Genomic DNA, 20036 nt, shown 5'->3' on the forward strand with positions numbered 1-20036 from the left:
CATTGAAAAAATACGGGATAACCGTTCCGGATAACGCCGGATTTACAGCGGAAGGCAAAGGCCAATATACTTTTGATGTTCGGGATGTGACGCTTGAATACAGCCTGGATTCCAAGGGATTCTATCAACCCGTTTACGAATTCGATGCTCAAGTCGACGGAAATAAGGTCGTTATTGCCATCCCGGCATTGAAATCACAATCGCATCTACCAGCTACGTGAACCAAATTCCCTCCTATCCGTCTTATCTTTCAGAAAGGCAAAATCACGAGAGAATATTCGATGAAAATATACCTTGAATATGTAGCCATAGAGAATGTAAAAGAAATGGGAGAAACAGTTGTAAAATGCAAAAGAAACATAAAAAAAGGCGTTCAAGTTGTTTAAATATCATTTTAGGCCTCTTACTAATAACAATTATAATAGGCGCCGCACTGATAAACCACCAAGAATTGATACCGGATACACCACACGATTATGATACGACACCTGAAACTGAAATGGACGAACCAGGCGATATAGATTTGATCCCGGTATCAATAGATGACATACAAGATACCAGAGAGCTATGGCTGGTCAATGGAAAATATCAAATCAAGGAAAACGTTCCTCAGATGACCGTTGTGTCAGCCTATAAGAAAATACCGCTATCGTCAAGTGATATCAAAATGAATGCCGCTGCGTTAGAGCACCTTCAAAAAATGTTTTCGGATGCTGAAAATGATGGCATAAATAACCTTGTGGTAACCAGCGGCTATAGAACTCATGAAAAACAATCCGAATTATATAAAAATGCGGATGATAAGTCATACGTTCAAAAACCGGAATCCAGCGAGCACGAAACCGGTTTGGCCGTAGATATTCAACCCGTACGCCATGGTATGGACATTTCCGACAACGCGAGAGAGTGGCTACTCGATAATGCATGGGAATATGGATATATATTGCGCTACCCTGAAGATAAAACAGATATCACAGGTATAGCATATGAGCCATGGCATTTCAGATACGTCGGACAACCACACGCAACATTCATAAAAAACAACAACTTAGTCCTCGAGGAATATATAGATTATCTAAAAAACAATAAAGGCTATACTATAACCGTTGACGGCTCTGAATATTACGTTTATCGAGTAACTGCAAAGAAAGATAAGATAAAAGTACCCAAAACAGTCAAATATACCGTTTCGAGCGACAACACCGGCGGCTATATCATTACAGCTTCATTGAACGCTAAATAATAGGCTTTTATCGTTATCTGCAAATATAATTATACAAAATCCTAAAATCGGTGTATAATAAAGGAAACAATATATCGAAGGGAAGTTCTGTAAAGTGAATGTGCTTTTGGTCAACGCCCCATCCAACGGGATATATTATAAAATGGGGCTCAAGCTGCCGCCGCTCGGGGTAGCCTATCTGGCCGCGTACTTGCGCAAGGACGGTAAACATTCCGTTGATATAATAGACATGAATGCACAACCTATAAAGCTTCAAGATATACCGTGGCGCGACTGGGACATAGTAGGCATATCGGGCGATACCAGCCGCCACAACAAAGTGCTTGAAATAGCCGCCTATGCCAAAGAAGCCAGTAGGATAGTAGTTACCGGTGGATATCACGTGACGTTTCTGGATGAAGATGTGCTGCGCACAGGCAATGCGGATTATGTGGTGCGCGGCGAAGGCGAGGAGATATTCGCCGAATTGGTCGATGCTTTAGCCGACGGCGGCGGTGTGTCGAAAGTAAATGGGATATCGTATCTAGACGCCGACGGGAATATAGTGCGCGCACTCCTTAATGAATACGCATTACATGACGCAAAAAGAGATCATATGGTCGGTCATAAAGGCTTACCTAAGCTTCTATGGGCGGCCGTCGCGCTGGTGGGAGGTCCTTTCGGGCGCTGGCAAAGCGTTGTCGAGCATCAGATGAGAGGGCTGCGACGCCTTTATCTGAAAATGCACATCGCAAAGTTGATAATATAGGGGGGATAGCTCATAGAACGTAAATCACGCAGTCAGGTGCGCATATGGCTTGGCAGGACCTATCATACCATACTGCGTTATCGGCAATGGTATCTATCCGGCGTATCATATAGCTCGGGATATGAAAATAAGGATAATTATCCTTATATAATATTTAATCATGAAACACCGCTCATAAGGAACCTAAAAGGAGCGGATATGTGGCTGCAATACAACAAGATTATAAATCTGAAACTGGCCGTTCAAAAGCTAAACGGGGCCGTAATCCACTCAGGACAAACTTTTTCATATTGGAAATACATAGGAAGGCCTACGGCAAGGAAAGGCTATACGGAAGGTATGGTACTTTATAACGGGCAGGTGCGCAGCGGCACAGGGGGCGGTCTCTGCCAATTATCTAACCTTATATACTGGATGACATTGCACACCCCTCTTACCGTCGTTGAACGCTGGAGACATAGTTATGATGTATTCCCGGATGATAACCGAACCCAGCCATTCGGAAGCGGAGCTACATGCGCTTATCCACGCCTTGATTTACAGATAAAAAACGATACCGCTCAATCCTTTATACTGGCGCTATCAGTTACCGATACCCACCTTTGCGGTCAGTGGCGTTCCACATCACCTATACAGTATCACTACGAGATATATGAAGGTGAGCATTGGATAACGCATGAACCATTGGGTCAGTACGTACGTCACAATATCATATATCGCAGGACATTCGACGAAGACGATAATATACTGGATGATAGGCCCATAGTTCAAAACCATGCTATAATGATGTATCAACCATTTCTATCTGAGCCTAAAGATAGCTGCCAGGCTTAAAAATGTAGAAAATGCTAAAAAGAGACGATCGGTTATATTAAGTAAGCATTATCATTGCCGCCATGCGGCCCGTATCACCTTTATCCCTCCTGTGGGAATAGAACAAATGCGGATGGCATGCGGTGCACAGCCCGGCTAATGCTATATTGCTCTCTTTCACACCGGCTTGCATCAACTGGAGCATATTGGCTCTCCACAGGTCAACCGAATACTTGTCGCCCCGCTTTGTCACAATATTTTCATACGCATCTTGCAACCCCGGAAAACGACGGGCCACCGGCTCATCGACTTCAAAACAGCACGGCCCTATCGAAGGCCCCACGGCCGCAAGGCATTGTTCGGGCCGGGTATCGAAGGCTTCTTCCATGGCTTGCAGGGTCTTTACCCCAATACCAGCCACAGTGCCCCGCCAGCCCGCATGGCTCAACCCGATAGCTTTATGCGTGAGATCGAGGAAATAAAGCGGAACACAATCGGCATACAATGTCACGAGAGCCACATTCGGCTGATCCGTTATAAGGCTGTCTACGCCTCGCGCAGTACCATCGTTGACAAAAGATTTGCCTTGTTCATCGACATACACGCGCTTTATGACATCGCCATGCACCTGATTTCCAAAAAACAGTTGCTCCGGCTTTATGCCTATGGCATCGCAAAGCCTTTGGTAATTTTCATCCACGATCGCGGCATCATCGCCGCGGTTGAATCCAAGATTCAACGAAGCCAACGCTCCTGTGCTGATTCCTCCCCGCCTTGTTGAAAAACAGGCTTTCGCCACGTTGGTCTGTCCAAAAAGCGGTATCGTAAAAAAGCCTATCCCATCGACTTCATGATATGTGAATCCTTCTGAATTTTCCATTATCATATCCACAAAAACTCCTTATGCTCTAGCCGCCGACATCGGCGTAATCGGCTATATATTGAAATAATAGCTTCTGAGCACGCTGAACAGCCGCTCGGGTATCACATCGAATAGGTTTTGGGGCATCTATCGCTCACCTTCTATAGCAATAAAGTGTCTATTCAGCTATCCCACAGGCTTGGTAACTGATTAGCCTCCGGCTCATGTGTTTCGAATATCGGTGAAACTAAAGCTCGTTTCGGGAATTTCCAAAGCGCCGATAATCTCTCTTATCTTGTTATTCTAGGGCAGGACCGTCTTTAGCATCGTTTAGATAGTTCGGTTACGCTGGGAAATTCTTATCCTACACTTCGCTAAGTTTCACCAGATATCCTTCACAAAATCGCCTTAAGGCTAATCGTTACCTTCGCCTATGCATCACAGTACCTAAATAGTCACGCAATAAGAGCCGTTTCAAGAAGCGGCTCTTATGATTGTCGACATTTTACGATGACATTATACCATTCTGGCATAAAATGTGCAACGACGCTGAGGCACGGCAAAAAATATTTTTGTATATCTTCGGTTCAGTAGCGGCACTTGAATTCTATCTCTTACCGCCCTCCAAACGACACTTGTAAAAGCTTCATCTTTCTTATAAGATACGGAGTAATCACCAATAACAGTAAAATTTATTTTTTACGTAGATCATGCGCTGAGATATACTGAGGCTTTCAGAATTGGCCTGTATTTGAATTTTAGCATTTTACTACCTCCTAAAACGAGTTAATCCGAGAAAGGAAAATAAGGCAGGACAGCACCATGCCGGATTAGAACTATCTATACCGGTTTTAATAAGCTTGAATTTCCTAGACTTTTTAATTATTTATTATCATTTATTAAACCAGATATTACCACGACAAAGCCAATTAAAATCAGGGATATTTCAACAATATCACTTCCAATAAAATTGATTTTATCGCTAATAAAGAAGATTCCACCGGCCATTGTAAATTCAATACCTAATAACATAATTCCAAATGAATTGTGATTTTTAAATATTGATTTCATTAAAAAAGTAAGAATTACCGCACTTAATAATATAATTACCAATATATGCAATAGCCCATATGACATTTGATCACCCTTCCTGTCTATTATAGTAATATCTCAATAATAATATTTTTTGTTTAATATTATTATTACCTTTTTATTATGTGAGAGGTAAGTTATTATTTAACTACCTACCTCTCACATTGGAAAACATTAATTAATTATTAAAATCTTGTATCAGAGTTGGTAAATATTCTCCACCCATTTGAATTGGAAAAACTTATATTTACACCAAACTCAAAACCAGATCCATATCCAAATGTAAGACTATTTATATTACACGTATTCCAGGTATGAGCGTAGAACACCCTAGCATTACCATGATAGTTTGAAAAATTACTGTTATATCTGATAAGCGCAGAGTATCCTTTACCTTTGTAAGCTATGTCGGTTGAATAAACATAAGGGATCGGAGGATTCCTCTTATATTTCTGCACATCTTGTATGTTAAATGCAACACCATAAGAGCCATTACCATGCGACGGACTATATGATGTTGTACTCCAACCATTTTGATCTGTCATATATCCCATCGATGAAACAACATTTGCATTATAGGTTCCATAGGTATTGTTATAAGCAATTCCTACGGAATCTAAACCCCCAACGTTGTGTGTTTTTCCATAATAAGGAATCCATGCCCAATTCTTATCATAATACCAATTATCGTCTGTCCACCAACCGCCACCAGAAACAACCCATTGTGATGCACCTGAGTCATAATATATACTCACAGCATTATGTATTGCGTCAGCAGGCTCTGATAATGGAGTCACACCAGATTATTGTGGATTTTCCAATCTATATAACTTATTACTTTATCAATTTCATCTTGAGACTTACCTTCAGCAATAAGTTTGCATAACTGTTGGTCGATTGTTTGAGCCCTTTTTTGAGCTTCTTCAGGGGACATTTGTATAAATTCACTTTTATGCGCGTTTGCCAAATCATTTTTTGCTTTTGCAATATCAAAACTGTTAACTTGTTCAGCCTTCGCGAAATTGGTTCCGTTAAAAGTACAAGCCACTAAGAAAAGTAATGCTAAAATTGATATAATTTTTGTTTTCATATTCATAAGATTACCTCTTTTCTAATCTTTTCTGTCAGCGAACCATCTAAAAAGCATACCAAGAAAACCTCCAATTGCGACGCCTAACAACATGGAAACTCCAATTAATTTGTCATTCACAACACCCATGATCGCTCCAAATACTATACCTATTGCCGCGCCCATTTCTTCAGGCTCATGATTTTTCTTTTGATCACGCTCTATTTCATTTTTCCATTTAGGCGACTGACGTTTCATTATTCTCACTCCTTGTCTGCTATCAACCGTTAAGCGTCAATGACTCATCCAACGGAACCGCCCCCGTTCCTTTTGCTTTCTATGGTTAGAATATACCATATCTCTTATAAATGCAAGCATTCCCATGAAAAATTTTACTTTTCGGCATCGTTATGTGATTGTTCAGCTATCCGCGAGTTCGACAGTTGCAGATGAATTAAATCCTTTAATTGGCTTTCATTGTAACACAACCCGTCAAGAAACTGAATGATGTAGCTTAAAGATAATAGATGTTGACAGTGCGGTAGATGTTGCCCTGTATGAGGAAAGAGTATTCAAAAAAGTCTTGGAATCCGCTAAAAATAGCGGATTCCATACGTCATATTTTCTTACAACTGTCGAAAACGGGATTTTGACATAAAACGTGCAACGCGGCGGGTATTTATAATTCCCTCTGGTCTATAACCCGTTTGGTTTTTTTCTCACTGCGCGGCAGTTTACATAACTCAACGCACTTAACATCTATATGCACGCCTATAGAGGATTTGAATTCTTTTTGGACGGTTTTCTCTAAAGCTTCTTTATGCGTTATATCTTCTGCCTCTACCATCAGTAACATATTATCTTTGCCTTCGTTTCGCGTCAATATTATCTGGTACTCGCTGGATATATCGGGTATTCGATGCAACAGCTCTTCTATCTGACCGGGGTATATGTTCACGCCCTTTATTTTTATCATATCATCGCTGCGCCCTAATATACGGTCTATACGTGGGAATGGGCTACCACATGGGCATGGCTCGGTAATCAGCCTGGTGAGGTCCCTCGTGCGATATCGTATAAGCGGTGCCCCCTCTTTGGTCAGCGTTGTTATGACCAATTCGCCCAATTCTCCATCAGGGAGCCTTTCACCGGTCACAGGATCGATGATCTCAAACAAAAGATGATCAGCCCAATAATGTATGCCATCATGGTAGCGGCAATCCAATCCTATACCGGGACCATAGATTTCAGTCAAACCGTATATGTCAAAGCTTTCTATGCCGAGTTTGCTTTCTATTGTATGGCGCATTTTATCGCTCCAGCGTTCGGAGCCTATGATACCTGTGTGGAGGTGTATTTTATTCCTTAAACCCTGCCGCTCTACTTCTTCTGCCAGCAACAGCGCGTATGACGAGGTGCTGGTTAGCACTGTGGATTTCATGTCCACCATCATTTGCAATTGTTTACTTGTATTGCCCGGCCCCATCGGTATCGCCATGGCGCCTAAGCGTTCTGCACCGGCTTGAAAGCCTATACCGGCTGTCCACAGGCCATAACCCGGCGTTATCTGAATGCGGTCTTTTGGCGTTATGCCAGCCATCATGTAGCATCTCATCATCATTTCAGCCCACGTATTCACATCGTTACGCGTATAAGGTACTATGACTGGTTTACCGGTAGTACCGGAGGAAGAATGCACCCTTACCACATCTTCGTCAGGTACCGACTGAATGCCCAACGGATAGGCATCCCTTAATTCATCCTTTGTGGTAAATGGAAGATAGGTCAGATCATCCAGTGTCCCGACAGCTTCAACATCGATTTTGCAATCGTGGAATTTCTTCTTATAAAACGGGCTGTTTTCACTGACTCTGCGTAAGAGAGCTTTTAGCTTTTCCAACTGATCGAATTCAATATTCTTACGACTCTCGACTAATTCTATGCTCATCTAAGCTCGTCTCCTCTCGACTAAACTTTATTTTTTATATTATACAACATATTAATGCCAATTTCAAAGGATTTTTTGTTTACTCCTAAATATTTTTTCGGCAATTCTTCTTCTAAAGCTTGCTGTAAAATGCTTATATCAAAAGGAAGCAAACCCGCAGCAGCGACAATGCCCAACAGTAGCACATTGGCAGATTTATGATTCCCGGCTTGTTTGGCCAGTTCTGTTGCATCGACCAGGATTGCATTTTTGCATGTATTATTTATAAATGCCAATATTTCGTTCACGTCATATTGGCTTAAACCTATAGCTACTGATGCCGGTATCACAGGAAAAGTATTTACTATCATATGTCCGTTTCGCTTTAACATGGGCATGTTTCTTGCTGCTTCGGATGGTTCCATTCCTATTATAAGGTCGGCACCGGCTTTCGGTATGAGAGGGCCGAATATTTCACGTCCTAAACGTATGTGGCTTACTACAGCACCTTCCCGCTGTGACATTCCTATGGTTTCGGCAGTGGTTACATGAAGGCCGGCTTTCATAGCAGCCAATCCTAACAGCCTTGATGTCAGTATCACGCCTTGTCCGCCGACTCCCGCTACTAGTATATCGTATTGCATGTTAATCCTCTCCTTCCGGAACTATAGCACCTACTGGGCATATCTGCGCGCATAAACCACAACCTGCGCATGTGGACTGAATTGCTGGCATATCATCAATGACAAACAATGCAGGACATCCCAGCTGTTCTACACAGTAGTTGCACAGCGTACATATTTGCTCATCTACAGTATAATGTTTATCGGATTTTTCTAAATTCGTGCACGGGCCCTTAAATATAAGCACCGATGGCCCATCGACTTCTACAACTTGCTTTATAGCATCGGTACATGCTTTTAGGTTTTGTCCATCTATTTCTTCTACGGTTTTTACACCGCAGCTTCTGGCTATCTCAGCTATAGACACGGCAACGGTAGGTTTACCGGTGGCAGTTATCCCTATGCCAGGATGAGGCTGATGACCGGTCATAGCCGTTGTGCGGTTGTCCAATACCGCTATCATTATGTTTGCATTGTTATATACGGCATTTATTATAGCAGGTATGCCAGAATGAAAGAATGTAGAATCACCTATAAAAGCTATGTGTTTTACATTCGGCTGTGCGTGCTGCAAACCGGCAGCTATGCTTATACCGGCGCCCATGCATAAGCATGTATCCACCATATCCAAAGGCTGTGCATTTCCAAGCGTATAGCAGCCTATATCGCCTGAAAACACAGCTGGTATGCCATTTAAAGCTCGCTTAAAGGCATAAAATACGGTGCGATGCATACAACCTGCGCATAGGGTGGGCTGCCTGCTTGGCAAAGGCGGAATGTTTTGCACATCCACAAGAGGTGCTGGGTTTTTTATTCTCGATTCTGCACCTATAGACTTTAAGCATTTTTGAAGGCCTTCTTTTACTATGTCAACGTTGTATTCCCCGCATTTTGGAAACATGCCATCGATTTTGCCTAAAATACTTGCCGGTAACTTATAGCGACCTACAAGCTGAAGCATTTGTTCTTCCAAATACGAGTCCAATTCTTCTACAGCGATTATGTGGTCAAGACCTTTAGCAAATTCAAACGCCTTTGCTTCGGGAAATGGATACGGTGTTCCGATTTCTAGCAACTTTACATTTAGGTCTAGGTCGGCTAATGCTTCTTGCACATATTTTCGACTGACACCTGAAGATATAATGCCTATTTTACCGTTACCGCTTATGCGATTAAAGGGAGATGCAGAGAAAATGTTTGCCAACTCGCCTTGTAAATTTTCCAGCCATGGATGCCTTTGTGCTGTTAGTTTCGGGAATATAGCCCATCGCGGATCTTTTGTAAAGCCTTCTATGTCCCACGATGCTTTGGAAATATCGCCTATGCTGACATCTGCACAGCCATGTGATACGCGAGTGGTAGTACGCATGATGACCGGCGTTTGAAGTTGGTTGGAAAGATTAAAGGCCCATAATGTCATATCATGTGCTTCTTGAGGAGTAGCGGGGTCTAATACCGGTATATTAGCGAAGCGAGCAAAAGAGCGCGTATCTTGCTCTGTCTGGGACGAATGGGGACCCGGGTCATCTGCTACCATTATGACAAGGGCTCCTTTTACTCCTATATATGATAGACTCATAAGCGGATCGGACGCAACATTTAATCCAACCTGTTTCATGGTTGTTATTGCTTTAGCACCAGCATATGCCGCACCTATAGCGGTTTCCAGGGCTACTTTTTCGTTAGTAGACCATTCGACGTATATGTCATATTTATCAGCATTTTGTGCTATAGTTTCTAACACCTCGGATGATGGCGTGCCAGGATAACCAGTAGCTATGTTTACACCGGCTTCCATAGCGGCCAAAGCTATAGCTTGATTGCCCATTAGAAATTGCACTTTATTCAACGTATCTTCTCCTCGCCAATGAATAATTCATAATAGTTAATATATCACACGTGAGGTGGATATTCCAGTAGCTTATTTTTATTGAAAATATGAAAGCCCTGCAGAATCGCTTATAATAGCGACTTTGCAGGGCTTAAAATCGTTCCAGGTCAGCTTATGGCCGCCAATACTTCACGCTCATCAACGGTAAGGATCTTAGCCATATCGAGCAGTATCACTAACCTACCGTTATTTTCCGCGGTACCGGTTATATATTCCTTGCCTATAGCCACAACATCGGGTATGGGTCCTATATCCTTGTCTTCCAGTCTGAGCACTTCCCGAACTTCATCCACTATAAAGGCTATCGGTTTATAATCCACCTCGGCTATGATAAAACGTGTATGCTGGCTATTTTCATCATATGTCCCTAATTTAAATCGCTTCTTTAAGTCCAGCACCGGTATTACCTCGCCGCGCAATTTTATCACACCCTCTATGAATGGAGGGTTATTTGGCACAGGGGTTATTGCCATCGGTTTTACAATCTCGCGTATATTCATTATATTCCCGGCGTACCAACCATCACCCAATTTAAATACAACATACTGATAATCAGCCATATAGCGTCCCCTCTCTTTAAATCTATGCTCTGCGCTGCTTAGCATTCATTTTCAGATATTCACTTATAAACAGGTCTATATCGCCATCCATAACGGCGTTTACATTACCTATTTCGGCATTAGTGCGGTGATCCTTTACCATTGTATATGGCTGGAATATATATGAACGTATCTGGCTGCCCCATTCTATACGCTTTAATTCGCCCTTTATGTCGCTTATCTTGGCCTGTTCCTCCTGCTCTTTTAATTCCAGCAGCTTGGCCTTAAGCATTTTCATAGCAGTCTCTTTATTGCTGTGCTGCGAGCGTTCGTTCTGGCACTGAACCACTATACCTGTAGGTATGTGCGTTATGCGTATAGCCGATTCGGTCTTATTGACATGTTGACCTCCGGCACCGCTAGAACGGTAGGTATCTATTTTCAGGTCTTCAGGATTTATCTCCACGCCTTCGTCATCATCCAACTCGGGCATTACATCCACCGATGCAAAGGACGTGTGCCTGCGGCCAGCCGCGTCGAAAGGCGATATGCGTACCAGACGGTGCACGCCTTTTTCGGCTTTAAGGTAACCGTAGGCATTCTCGCCTTCCACGAGGAAGGTAACGCTCTTTATGCCTGCTTCATCCCCTTCCAGAAGATCCAATACTTCGACTTTATAACCTTTATCCTCAGCCCAGCGCGTATACATACGATAGAGCATCTGCACCCAGTCCTGGGCTTCAGTGCCACCGGCTCCTGCATGGAGCGTTACTATGGCATTATTGCGATCATACGGTCCACTCAGCAGCGTTTCTATGCGCAGCCTTTCAACCTCTTTTCTCAACGATGCAAGCTCGGCCGCTACTTCGCCTACGATAGAAGCATCATCTTCCTCGCGACCCAGATCGGCCAGCGTGCGCAAATCCTCCCATTTTTGCTCTACAGCGCGTAGGTTTTGCAGTTTATCTTTCAACGCCTTTATACGTTGGTTAACCTTCTGCGAGCGTTCCATATCGCTCCAAAAGGAGGGGTCAGCCATCTGCTTTTCAAGGTTTTTTATCTCCTCTTCCATCCCTGCCGGGTCAAAGAGAAGCCCCCATTTCATCTATGATGCCGCGCAATTCGTCTATCTGCACGCTGTAATCTTCCAATTCCACTATCATATGATCATCTCCTCAAAATGTTATAATTTTCATGCTATCCTGCCGCAGCATTCCTTGTATTTTTTGCCGCTGCCGCACGGACATGGGTCATTGCGGCCAATCTTTTTACCAGCTCTTTTAACCGTTTGCGGCTTACTCCCTTCACCGCCATGGCTGGCCAATGCGGGCTTGGCCACTTGCTCTCTCTCAGGCGGCTTCTCCACCTTAACGTGATACAATAAAGTAACGGTATCCTCCTGTATGCTATGGATCATCTCCTGGAACATGTCATAGCCTTCTATCTTGTATTCCACTAGCGGGTCGCGCTGGCCGTAAGCCCTTAACCCTATACCGTCGCGCAAGCGATCCATATCATCAAGGTGATCCATCCACTTCTGATCGACGACTTTGAGCATTACAACGCGTTCGAGCTCGCGCATGGTCTCCTCACCTATCTCTTTTTCGCGCTTATCGTACAGCTCGTATGCCATGTCGACCAGACGCTCGGTGAATTCCTCGCGCGTTAGGTTCTCCTTATCCTCTTGGCTTATCGTCAAAGCACCAGCCGGCAGGAACAGATGGCCCAAATGCTCGGCTAATCCCTCGATATCCCATTCCTCGGGATGCGGACTGTTGGAGGTATATAATTTAACAGCCTCTTCCACGAGCGATTTTATCATATCCAATATGGAATCCTTGAGATTTTCTCCTTCCAACACCTGACGACGTTGTTTGTATATTACCTCACGTTGAACGTTCAACACGTTATCGTATTCCAGAAGCTGCTTGCGTATATCAAAGTTCTTAGCCTCCACGCGTTTTTGAGCGGCCTCTATCTGCTTGGTCAACATATTATTCTCTATGGGGGTATCGTCGTCCATGCCCAGAGCATCTACCAGATTCATAATGCGATCGGAACCGAATAATCTCAACAGATCGTCTTCCAGAGACAGATAGAAACGCGATGAGCCCGGATCGCCCTGGCGTCCGGAACGCCCGCGCAACTGATTATCTATGCGCCGGCTTTCATGCCTTTCGGTGCCCATGACATGCAGACCGCCTTTTTGGGCTATGCCCTCGCCCAGCACTATATCGGTGCCGCGTCCGGCCATATTGGTGGCTATGGTCACCGCTCCTGGCTGACCTGCTTTGGCTATAATCTCAGCCTCTTTCTCATGATATTTGGCGTTCAATACCTGATGCGGTATACCGCGCTGCTCCAGCATCCGGCTGAGTTTCTCGGATTTTTCTATGGATATCGTGCCTACCAGCACCGGCTGACCTTTAGCATGACGCTGGGCTATCTCTTCGGTTACGGCTTTGAATTTGGCTTCCTCGGTACGATATATGACATCGGGATAATCCTTGCGAATCATAGGCATATTTGTAGGTATAACCACGACGTCCAGGCCATATATAGACTGAAACTCTTCTTCCTCAGTCTTGGCGGTACCAGTCATGCCGGCCAGTTTCTTGTACATCCTGAAATAATTCTGGAATGTTATAGTAGCCAGCGTGCGACTCTCGCGTTGCACCCGAACACCCTCTTTGGCCTCTATGGCCTGATGCAGCCCATCGCTGTAACGGCGGCCAAACATAAGCCTGCCAGTGAATTCATCCACTATGATGACCTCGTTGTCTTTGACGACATAATCGACATCGCGGCGCATCAGCACATGCGCTTTTATAGCCTGTATTATATTGTGCAGCAGCTCGGTATTCTCCATATCGGTTATATTATCAACATTGAAGAAACGTTCTGCTTTGCGCGAGCCTTCTTCGGTAAGCGATATGGTCTTGGCCTTCTCGTCCACCTCATAGTCGATGTCCTTAGCCAGACGCAATGCAAATTTATCCGCCTTATAATACAGCTCGGTGGACTTCTGACCTGCACCAGATATAATAAGCGGTGTCCGCGCCTCGTCTATCAGTATGCTGTCGACCTCGTCGACTATGGCATAATTGAGCCCGCGCTGCACCATATTTTCTTTATATATGACCATATTATCGCGCAGGTAATCGAATCCGAATTCATTATTGGTCCCATAGGTTATATCGGCTGCATAGGCCTCCTGGCGGGCAGCACTGTCCATATCATGCTGTATGAGGCCCACCTTTAAGCCCAAAAATTCATATATCTTGCCCATCCATTCGCGGTCGCGGCGTGCCAGATAATCGTTGACAGTTACTATATGCACACCCTCGCCGGTCAAGGCATTGAGATAGGCCGGCAGCGTGGCCACCAGCGTCTTGCCCTCGCCGGTCTTCATCTCGGCTATGCGGCCCTGATGCAGCACAATGCCGCCCAAGAGCTGCACTGGGAAATGGCGCATGCCCAACGTGCGCACTGATGCCTCACGCACCACCGCAAATGCTTCGGGCAGTATATCGTCCAGCGTTTCGCCCTGTTTCAAGCGCTGTTTGAATTCGTCAGTCTTTGCTCTCAATTCGCCGTCGCTCAAAGCCTTTATCTGCGGCTCAAACGCTTCTATAGCCTCAACAGTCTTTTGCAACCGTTTTACTTCTTTTTCATTCTGATCTCCAAATATTTTAGCCAATATATTTGGCATTACATATCACCTTCTTAAAAACTACAAATTCACATTGTATATTGTAACACCATGAGCCGCTTAAAACAAGACACGGCAAAAATGAATTATTTCGTTTGTAACCACTTTTATGTATCAAGACACAACTATATAATGAACCCATAAATTAAGACAACTGAAATGTCGAATTTATGATAAAATAGAAGCATGGAAAAGACATATACAGCCAACTTTAAAGTTTTACTGGAAATATTGAAATAGGAAAAGACCCTTACTCAACTCTCATCGGAATATGAGGTGAGTGTAGCGCAGCTTAGCCGGTGGAATATATGGGCTGCTTAGGTAAAGGATTCCTTGGCAAGCCGCTGTCATGCGCTGTAAACCTGGCTTGCGGCAGAGAAGAAGAATGCGCCATAGGCGATACCAGCAGCGTGTGCGATATTGTGTACGCTATATAGAACGCCTATGAGGTTTCCAGAAGCATATGGAGTATAGATCCTATGATGCGGTTTCTGCTGGAATGTGGCGGAAACTACTTTTTTAACATTATTTTATCAGGAGGGTTTTATGGCTACTTGGCTTATTATAATCATATACCTGGCATTCATTAGTCTTGGTTTACCAGACTCGCTGCTTGGTTCAGCATGGCCTCTTATGCGACAAGACATAGGAGCACCTTTAAGCGCCGCGGGAATCTTATCTATGATCATCGCTGCTGGTACTATCGTCTCAAGTTTAGCAAGCGGCTGGATAATAAAGCGGTTCGGTACAGGCAAGGTCACTCTGGTAAGCTGTTGCATGACAGCAGCTGCACTGCTCGGTTTTTCGCTTGTCCATTCCATAGCCTGGCTGGCTCTACTTGCTATCCCCTTAGGTTTGGGCGGCGGGGCAGTAGATGCGGCGCTAAATCATTACGTAGCGGAAAACTATGAAGCTCATCACATGAACTGGCTGCACGCATTTTGGGGAATTGGCGCAACCGGCGGCCCTATAATATTATCATATTACATAGCGTGTTTAAATTCCTGGCGGCCAGGCTATTTTACAGTAAGCATAATCCAATTTTGTATATCGGCCGTATTGCTCGCGACCCTTCCTTTATGGGATCAGGTTGCAAAGCAGCACAAGCTAGTGCGGGCTGCAGGCCAAACCTCAACCGACGATGCAGTTGACCCACCGGCAATCGACAACAATGCCAGCATATTCAAAAATAAAGCCGTAATATATACGCTCATCGCATTTTTATTCTATTGCGGCGTTGAATCAACAGTAGGTCTATGGGGAGCGAGCTATCTTGTAGGAACGCACAATATAGCGCCAAAAACGGCTGCAGCTTGGGTATCGCTATACTATGGCGGTATAACTTTAGGAAGAATTATTTCCGGCTTTATCACGATGAAGTTTGATAACCGCCACATTATACTATGGGGCCAAATCATTGCCATAGCGGGTGCCGTTATTCTTTTGCTGCCCTCTGACCCTATTGTTTACATGTTAGCTTTTGGCCTTATAGGGCTAGGCCTCTCTCCTATATACCCTGGCCTTATTCACGAAACACCTGCGCGCTTCGGCAGCGAAAATTCGGCCAAACTTATAGGCTATCAAATGGCAGTGGCATATACCGGAACGACATTACTTCCACCTATTTTCGGTTTTATAGCTGCTAAAACAGCTATAACCATATTTCCGCTTTTTGTCCTGGCTTATTTGCTTATAATGCTGGCAAGCACCGAAACAGTCAATGCATCTTTGACAGTTTAAAACAGAACAGTGCCCTTCGAATTCCTTGCAAATTAGAGGTTTGCAGGGATTTTTTTGTTTCAAAAACGTGATAAATATATAAATAATCATGCTATACCTATAACAATATCATAGAATAATAACACATCATGCTATACCTATTGCAAAATAAAAAACCTATTGTTATAATATATTTAGGTAATTTTCTAAATATCTAAATTATTAGGTGGTGATGTACATGGGATGAGTCTTATACTCAAGGCTTTAGGCGACGAGACACGACGCCGCATTCTCGAAATGTTAAGGGACAGGGATATGACAGCCGGCGAAATAGCCGAGCATTTTGATATAACCAAGCCTAGTATATCCCACCATCTTAACATATTAAAGCAGGCCGGGCTGGTTGTAGACGAACGCAAGGGGCAAAATATTTATTATTCCATCAATACATCGGTGATGGAAGACACGCTGGAATGGTTTATGAACATTATGAATATTAAAAATGATGAGGAGGAATCTTATCATGAATGAAGGTCACTATGACTTAAAGCAGGCATTAAAAAGCGATATATGGCTTATAGTCATAATAGCCGCGGCTCTGTTATCGGCCATTGCTGTATATGGCCGCCTGCCTGATAAAATACCTATGCACTGGAATATCAGCGGTGAAATCGACAGTTATGGCGGAAAGGGCTCTATATTTTTGCTGCCTCTGATGAATGCCGGCATATACACGCTTATGCTGGTGACCCCCCTTATAGACCCGAGGCGAAACAACTACGGTAAATTCAAAGGCGCTTATCGGGTTATGAGGGCTGTATTTGTGATACTTTTTACCATAATATACGGAGTGGTAATGCTGGCATCCTTAGGATATAAGGTAAAGGTAGATTTCATAATAACATTCAGCATTTCCCTCATGTTCATCGTCTTTGGCAATTATATGGGCAAGATAAGGCATAATTATTTCGTAGGTATAAAAACACCATGGACATTGGCTGATGAAGATGTATGGCTTAAGACCCATCGTTTGGGCGGTCGGTTATTCGTCCTGGCTGGTATATTAAGCATGATAGGATCATTCATCGGCGGTACACCAGCATTTATATTGATGATGATATCCGTCGCTGTAGCTGCGCTGATACCGACAATATATTCATATATAATATACAACCGTTCGCATAAAACGCAAAATCCGGGGTAATCCCCCGGATTTTAATGTCATCTCTATAATGCTTCCGCAGCCCGCAACCAAGATTGCGCTATAAGCGCATGTCCGGCAGGCGATGGATGTACGCCGTCCGGCAGCCAAAAGTTGGGTTCCCTTTGCGCTGCTGCCTGAGCAAATATGCCGTCTAGCGGTACGAATATGGCATGGAATTCCCTGGCTAGTCTGCGTACGACATGTATCTTAGGATCTAAGTCCTCTCTCCACTTCGCCCGGTCTTCCGGTACAGGCAAAACAAACGGCTCGCATATTATCAGGTTAGCATTCAGTTGTGTTTTCACTTGTTGCAAAATATAGCGATAATCGGACTCAAACCTTTCCACTGATGTCGGATCATCGCTGTCATAACGTCGCCAGCAGTCATTGATGCCTATGAGTATGGATACCCAAGTGGGCTTTAAGTTTATACAGTCCCTCGTCCAGCGCTCCTTTAAATCTTTGACCCTATTACCACTTACCCCTTTATTTATAAACCTAACATGCTTTGCGGGATATGCAGCCGAGAACCATGATGCTACCATCGTAGGATAGCCCAAGCCAAGATCATCGTCGTTGTTATAATCTCGGCCTGCGTCGGTCACACTGTCTCCTTGAAACAATACTACTGCGTTGTCTTCTATAAGCATATCGACCTCTCCTTGCCCGAATTATTTTCCACACTATTGTATCACTACGTCAAGATTAGCGCAAATAGTAGTTTTATCTGAACATGCAGGTAACATCCTCTAATCTGTAGTCTATAATCAGTTCCGTTCCATGCCAATGGCTTTTATCTTTGCCCCTCTGCTTGGTTCAATGCGAATACATTGCGCAGCAACACCGACAAATCAATTACCTTGCCCAACCATCATAGGCAAAGAGGCATAAACAGTATTGCGCTGTCCATACCCCTAGTTCATCAATTATTCAAATATTTATTAAGTTCATCTATATCTCGCATGTCAAATATATTTTCCCCTATAGCCTCCAGTACATCACTATCCTGCTTTTTTATCTTTTCGATATATTCTTCCGGCACAGCGGCAAACTTCTTCTTTAGCAGTTTAATGATTAGTTCAGCCTTGCCCTCTGCTTTACCTTCAGCCTTGCCCTCCGTTTTACCTTCAGCCTTGCCTTCTGCTTTACCTTTAGCCTCTCTTTTCTGAAATTCCTCTTCCAGTGTCCGCTCAAGATTATATATCACCGCATTCACCTCCCCTATGTCGGCTTTTGATATAATATCCTCAATCTTCTCTCGAGTACCTGCCGGTAACTTGCTGGCAAATATATGCGTTAGCCACGGCTTTAACATGTTAAAGTCTTCAGGCAACATACCGCTTAATATCTTTAACGCTTGCTCTAACCGCTCATAAATCTCTGACGTATCATATTTTTGATCCAGCAGAAACGCTGTCCCTATAATATTGGATAACCCTGCTAAGTCCTCTTTTTTAAATCGATTGACATCTATCAGTATATACTTAAAATCCAAAACATAATCGCCGAATAGTTCATAACCGCTCAGCGTTTCTTTGTAGCTCATCTTGGCCGTCCAGTTATTTTCACCATTGTATAAAACAATGGGCACAATTACCGGCAGCTTGAACTCCTTTTGTTCTGCCTCATTTCGTTTTATGTTTTTGAGTACATCGCGCCATATCTCCACCATGTAAAGCAACAACCTATATGGCATTTGAAAGTCTACCGTTGATTGCAGCTCCATCAGTATATAGAATATGACTTCTTGCCCTTTAATATCAACTCTATATACTATGTCGGCTTCTTTTTGGTTGAAATCCTGTAGTATATACGATTTATCTATCTTCATAACGGCAGACTCATCTATCATGTCTACCCAGCCCTCTTTGATGAAATTCTTCAGCAATTGTACAAATACCTTCTTGAAGGATAATAGGTATTTATAGCCCGTATCATGAGGGTTATGGATATCACTATGCTGCCTTTCTTCTCCCATACGCACTTCCTCTTCCATCTAGCTCAATGCTAATAGTATTATAGCATATTTTAACATGAATATCTATCGCATTAATTATAGCACCTGCGATTCGTAATATGTAACTGAAACGGGTGGCATAAAGCAATGCAAATGATATAAAGCCGGAGAACGCCTTGAAATATTGCGTAGGCGTACTCAACGAGTGCGGCATAGAGCAAGCGTAGGTCGGGCATGGACGCCTGACCAGCCCGTAAGCAAACAGCCTGAAGCCGGAAGCAGGTCTTAGAACGTTTCGCTGTACGCTCTGCGAGCGCAATGTTGAACAGGCGTGGCCGAAGGCATGGACGCCGGAGGCAGACCGCCTGAGCACGGATGCGAATTGCGGCCGTTAGCCTGTTCGAGTGGAGCGAGCAGCTAAGCGTACAAGAAACATTCTTGTCCTGCGAAGGCCTTAGGCTATTGCGTGGCTAATTGCCGGCGTTAGCTTACTCAACCGAAACGAATTGTAAGTACGCAATCATTACGTGGCACAAGGCTTGACATATATGCTGAGCGGGCTTTTGAAGCGTAGGACCACAGCAATCTTTGATTGCGTAGTAGTCCAGCTTCACAGCCGTAGCGAGGTATATATGTC

21 protein-coding genes are annotated in these 20036 nt (G+C 43.8%); 8 read left to right on the forward strand and 13 right to left on the reverse strand.

The genetic code is table 11. The features are described 5' to 3' along the window. Window positions 1-2 precede the first annotated feature (2 nt). The 4 genes from MAHAU_RS13110 to MAHAU_RS13125 all read left to right on the forward strand — a co-directional run bounded on the left by MAHAU_RS13110 (window position 3) and on the right by MAHAU_RS13125 (window position 2825). A complete protein-coding gene (locus MAHAU_RS13110; RefSeq protein WP_041644161.1) occupies window positions 3-221 on the forward strand; it encodes a hypothetical protein in 219 nt (72 codons plus the stop codon). A gap of 125 nt (window positions 222-346) precedes the next feature. Then, window positions 347-1243 (forward strand): M15 family metallopeptidase, encoded by an 897-nt coding sequence (locus MAHAU_RS13115; protein WP_013782204.1) that lies wholly within the window; start codon window positions 347-349, stop codon window positions 1241-1243. 94 nt (window positions 1244-1337) lie between these two features. Further along, window positions 1338-1991, forward strand: a complete 654-nt coding sequence (locus tag MAHAU_RS13120; RefSeq protein ID WP_041644162.1) for a B12-binding domain-containing radical SAM protein — start codon at window positions 1338-1340, stop codon at window positions 1989-1991. 12 nt (window positions 1992-2003) lie between these two features. Then, window positions 2004-2825 (forward strand): VanW family protein, encoded by an 822-nt coding sequence (locus MAHAU_RS13125; RefSeq protein WP_013782205.1) that lies wholly within the window; start codon window positions 2004-2006, stop codon window positions 2823-2825. Between the two features lie 37 nt (window positions 2826-2862). On the opposite strand, the gene pgeF is transcribed toward MAHAU_RS13125, so the two are convergent. From pgeF to secA, 11 genes are all read right to left on the reverse strand, one after another. Further along, a complete protein-coding gene (gene pgeF, locus MAHAU_RS13130) occupies window positions 2863-3690 on the reverse strand; it encodes a peptidoglycan editing factor PgeF (RefSeq protein WP_013782206.1) in 828 nt (275 codons plus the stop codon). 858 nt (window positions 3691-4548) lie between these two features. After that, the gene (locus MAHAU_RS13135; protein ID WP_013782207.1) at window positions 4549-4803 is read right to left on the reverse strand and encodes a hypothetical protein; all 255 of its coding nucleotides are present in this window, start codon (window positions 4801-4803) and stop codon (window positions 4549-4551) included. 140 nt (window positions 4804-4943) lie between these two features. Further along, window positions 4944-5555, reverse strand: coding sequence for a hypothetical protein (locus MAHAU_RS13140; RefSeq protein WP_013782208.1), 612 nt, complete (start codon window positions 5553-5555; stop codon window positions 4944-4946). Continuing rightward, window positions 5552-5854 (reverse strand): hypothetical protein, encoded by a 303-nt coding sequence (locus tag MAHAU_RS13145; protein WP_013782209.1) that lies wholly within the window; start codon window positions 5852-5854, stop codon window positions 5552-5554. Before MAHAU_RS13145 ends, MAHAU_RS13140 begins: the two co-directional genes overlap by 4 nt. 15 nt (window positions 5855-5869) lie before the next feature. Then, a complete protein-coding gene (locus MAHAU_RS13150; RefSeq protein WP_013782210.1) occupies window positions 5870-6085 on the reverse strand; it encodes a glycine zipper domain-containing protein in 216 nt (71 codons plus the stop codon). A gap of 421 nt (window positions 6086-6506) precedes the next feature. Further along, a complete protein-coding gene (locus MAHAU_RS13155; RefSeq protein WP_013782211.1) occupies window positions 6507-7775 on the reverse strand; it encodes a phenylacetate--CoA ligase family protein in 1269 nt (422 codons plus the stop codon). A gap of 20 nt (window positions 7776-7795) precedes the next feature. Further along, window positions 7796-8398 (reverse strand): indolepyruvate oxidoreductase subunit beta, encoded by a 603-nt coding sequence (locus MAHAU_RS13160; protein ID WP_013782212.1) that lies wholly within the window; start codon window positions 8396-8398, stop codon window positions 7796-7798. A gap of 1 nt (window position 8399) precedes the next feature. Next, window positions 8400-10226 carry an indolepyruvate ferredoxin oxidoreductase subunit alpha gene (gene iorA, locus MAHAU_RS13165; protein WP_013782213.1) on the reverse strand — a complete coding sequence of 609 codons (1827 nt, stop codon included), beginning with the start codon at window positions 10224-10226 and terminating at the stop codon, window positions 8400-8402. Between the two features lie 149 nt (window positions 10227-10375). Next, window positions 10376-10828, reverse strand: a complete 453-nt coding sequence (locus MAHAU_RS13170; RefSeq protein WP_013782214.1) for a chemotaxis protein CheW — start codon at window positions 10826-10828, stop codon at window positions 10376-10378. A 22-nt stretch (window positions 10829-10850) separates the two neighbouring features. Then, window positions 10851-11970 (reverse strand): peptide chain release factor 2 gene (gene prfB, locus MAHAU_RS13175; RefSeq protein ID WP_148258436.1). Its coding sequence is split into 2 segments (ribosomal slippage): window positions 10851-11891 and window positions 11893-11970, totalling 1119 coding nucleotides; the frame shifts between segments, so codons are not numbered across the junction. Window positions 11971-11999: 29 nt separating this feature from the next. Then, entirely contained in the window at window positions 12000-14519 is a 2520-nt protein-coding gene (secA, locus tag MAHAU_RS13180; protein ID WP_013782216.1) for a preprotein translocase subunit SecA, read from the reverse strand. Between the two features lie 308 nt (window positions 14520-14827). Here secA and MAHAU_RS16065 point away from each other — a divergent pair, with 308 nt between their 5' ends. The 4 genes from MAHAU_RS16065 (at window position 14828) to MAHAU_RS13195 (ending at window position 17442) form a co-directional block, all read left to right on the forward strand. Beyond that, complete coding sequence (locus MAHAU_RS16065; protein ID WP_281004387.1) at window positions 14828-14956, forward strand: hypothetical protein; 129 nt, start codon at window positions 14828-14830, stop codon at window positions 14954-14956. A 109-nt stretch (window positions 14957-15065) separates the two neighbouring features. After that, window positions 15066-16259 (forward strand): MFS transporter, encoded by a 1194-nt coding sequence (locus tag MAHAU_RS13185; protein WP_013782217.1) that lies wholly within the window; start codon window positions 15066-15068, stop codon window positions 16257-16259. Between the two features lie 222 nt (window positions 16260-16481). Then, window positions 16482-16769 (forward strand): autorepressor SdpR family transcription factor, encoded by a 288-nt coding sequence (locus tag MAHAU_RS13190; RefSeq protein WP_013782218.1) that lies wholly within the window; start codon window positions 16482-16484, stop codon window positions 16767-16769. Further along, window positions 16762-17442 carry an SdpI family protein gene (locus MAHAU_RS13195; RefSeq protein ID WP_013782219.1) on the forward strand — a complete coding sequence of 227 codons (681 nt, stop codon included), beginning with the start codon at window positions 16762-16764 and terminating at the stop codon, window positions 17440-17442. Before MAHAU_RS13190 ends, MAHAU_RS13195 begins: the two co-directional genes overlap by 8 nt. A gap of 23 nt (window positions 17443-17465) precedes the next feature. Here MAHAU_RS13195 and MAHAU_RS13200 read toward each other — a convergent pair whose 3' ends face one another. Continuing rightward, window positions 17466-18092 carry an SGNH/GDSL hydrolase family protein gene (locus tag MAHAU_RS13200; protein ID WP_013782220.1) on the reverse strand — a complete coding sequence of 209 codons (627 nt, stop codon included), beginning with the start codon at window positions 18090-18092 and terminating at the stop codon, window positions 17466-17468. 272 nt (window positions 18093-18364) lie between these two features. Next, window positions 18365-19420, reverse strand: coding sequence for an Rpn family recombination-promoting nuclease/putative transposase (locus MAHAU_RS13205; RefSeq protein WP_013782221.1), 1056 nt, complete (start codon window positions 19418-19420; stop codon window positions 18365-18367). Window positions 19421-20036 lie beyond the last annotated feature (616 nt).

The sequence above is a fragment of the Mahella australiensis 50-1 BON genome, from assembly GCF_000213255.1.
Taxonomy (GTDB): Bacteria; Bacillota; Clostridia; order Mahellales; family Mahellaceae; genus Mahella; species Mahella australiensis.

Bases quoted from the DNA above. Each gene is read 5' to 3' on its own strand.
- MAHAU_RS13195 (WP_013782219.1), top strand. From the start codon at position 16,762: ATGAATGAAGGTCACTATGACTTAAAGCAGGCATTAAAAAGCGATATA.
- MAHAU_RS16065 (WP_281004387.1), top strand. From the start codon at position 14,828: ATGGGCTGCTTAGGTAAAGGATTCCTTGGCAAGCCGCTGTCATGCGCT.
- MAHAU_RS13170 (WP_013782214.1), bottom strand. From the start codon at position 10,828: ATGGCTGATTATCAGTATGTTGTATTTAAATTGGGTGATGGTTGGTAC.
- MAHAU_RS13155 (WP_013782211.1), bottom strand. From the start codon at position 7,775: ATGAGCATAGAATTAGTCGAGAGTCGTAAGAATATTGAATTCGATCAG.
- MAHAU_RS13190 (WP_013782218.1), top strand. From the start codon at position 16,482: ATGAGTCTTATACTCAAGGCTTTAGGCGACGAGACACGACGCCGCATT.
- secA (WP_013782216.1), bottom strand. From the start codon at position 14,519: ATGCCAAATATATTGGCTAAAATATTTGGAGATCAGAATGAAAAAGAA.
- pgeF (WP_013782206.1), bottom strand. From the start codon at position 3,690: ATGATAATGGAAAATTCAGAAGGATTCACATATCATGAAGTCGATGGG.
- MAHAU_RS13115 (WP_013782204.1), top strand. From the start codon at position 347: ATGCAAAAGAAACATAAAAAAAGGCGTTCAAGTTGTTTAAATATCATT.
- MAHAU_RS13150 (WP_013782210.1), bottom strand. From the start codon at position 6,085: ATGAAACGTCAGTCGCCTAAATGGAAAAATGAAATAGAGCGTGATCAA.
- MAHAU_RS13145 (WP_013782209.1), bottom strand. From the start codon at position 5,854: ATGAATATGAAAACAAAAATTATATCAATTTTAGCATTACTTTTCTTA.
- MAHAU_RS13185 (WP_013782217.1), top strand. From the start codon at position 15,066: ATGGCTACTTGGCTTATTATAATCATATACCTGGCATTCATTAGTCTT.
- MAHAU_RS13200 (WP_013782220.1), bottom strand. From the start codon at position 18,092: ATGCTTATAGAAGACAACGCAGTAGTATTGTTTCAAGGAGACAGTGTG.
- MAHAU_RS13135 (WP_013782207.1), bottom strand. From the start codon at position 4,803: ATGTCATATGGGCTATTGCATATATTGGTAATTATATTATTAAGTGCG.
- MAHAU_RS13205 (WP_013782221.1), bottom strand. From the start codon at position 19,420: ATGGGAGAAGAAAGGCAGCATAGTGATATCCATAACCCTCATGATACG.
- MAHAU_RS13160 (WP_013782212.1), bottom strand. From the start codon at position 8,398: ATGCAATACGATATACTAGTAGCGGGAGTCGGCGGACAAGGCGTGATA.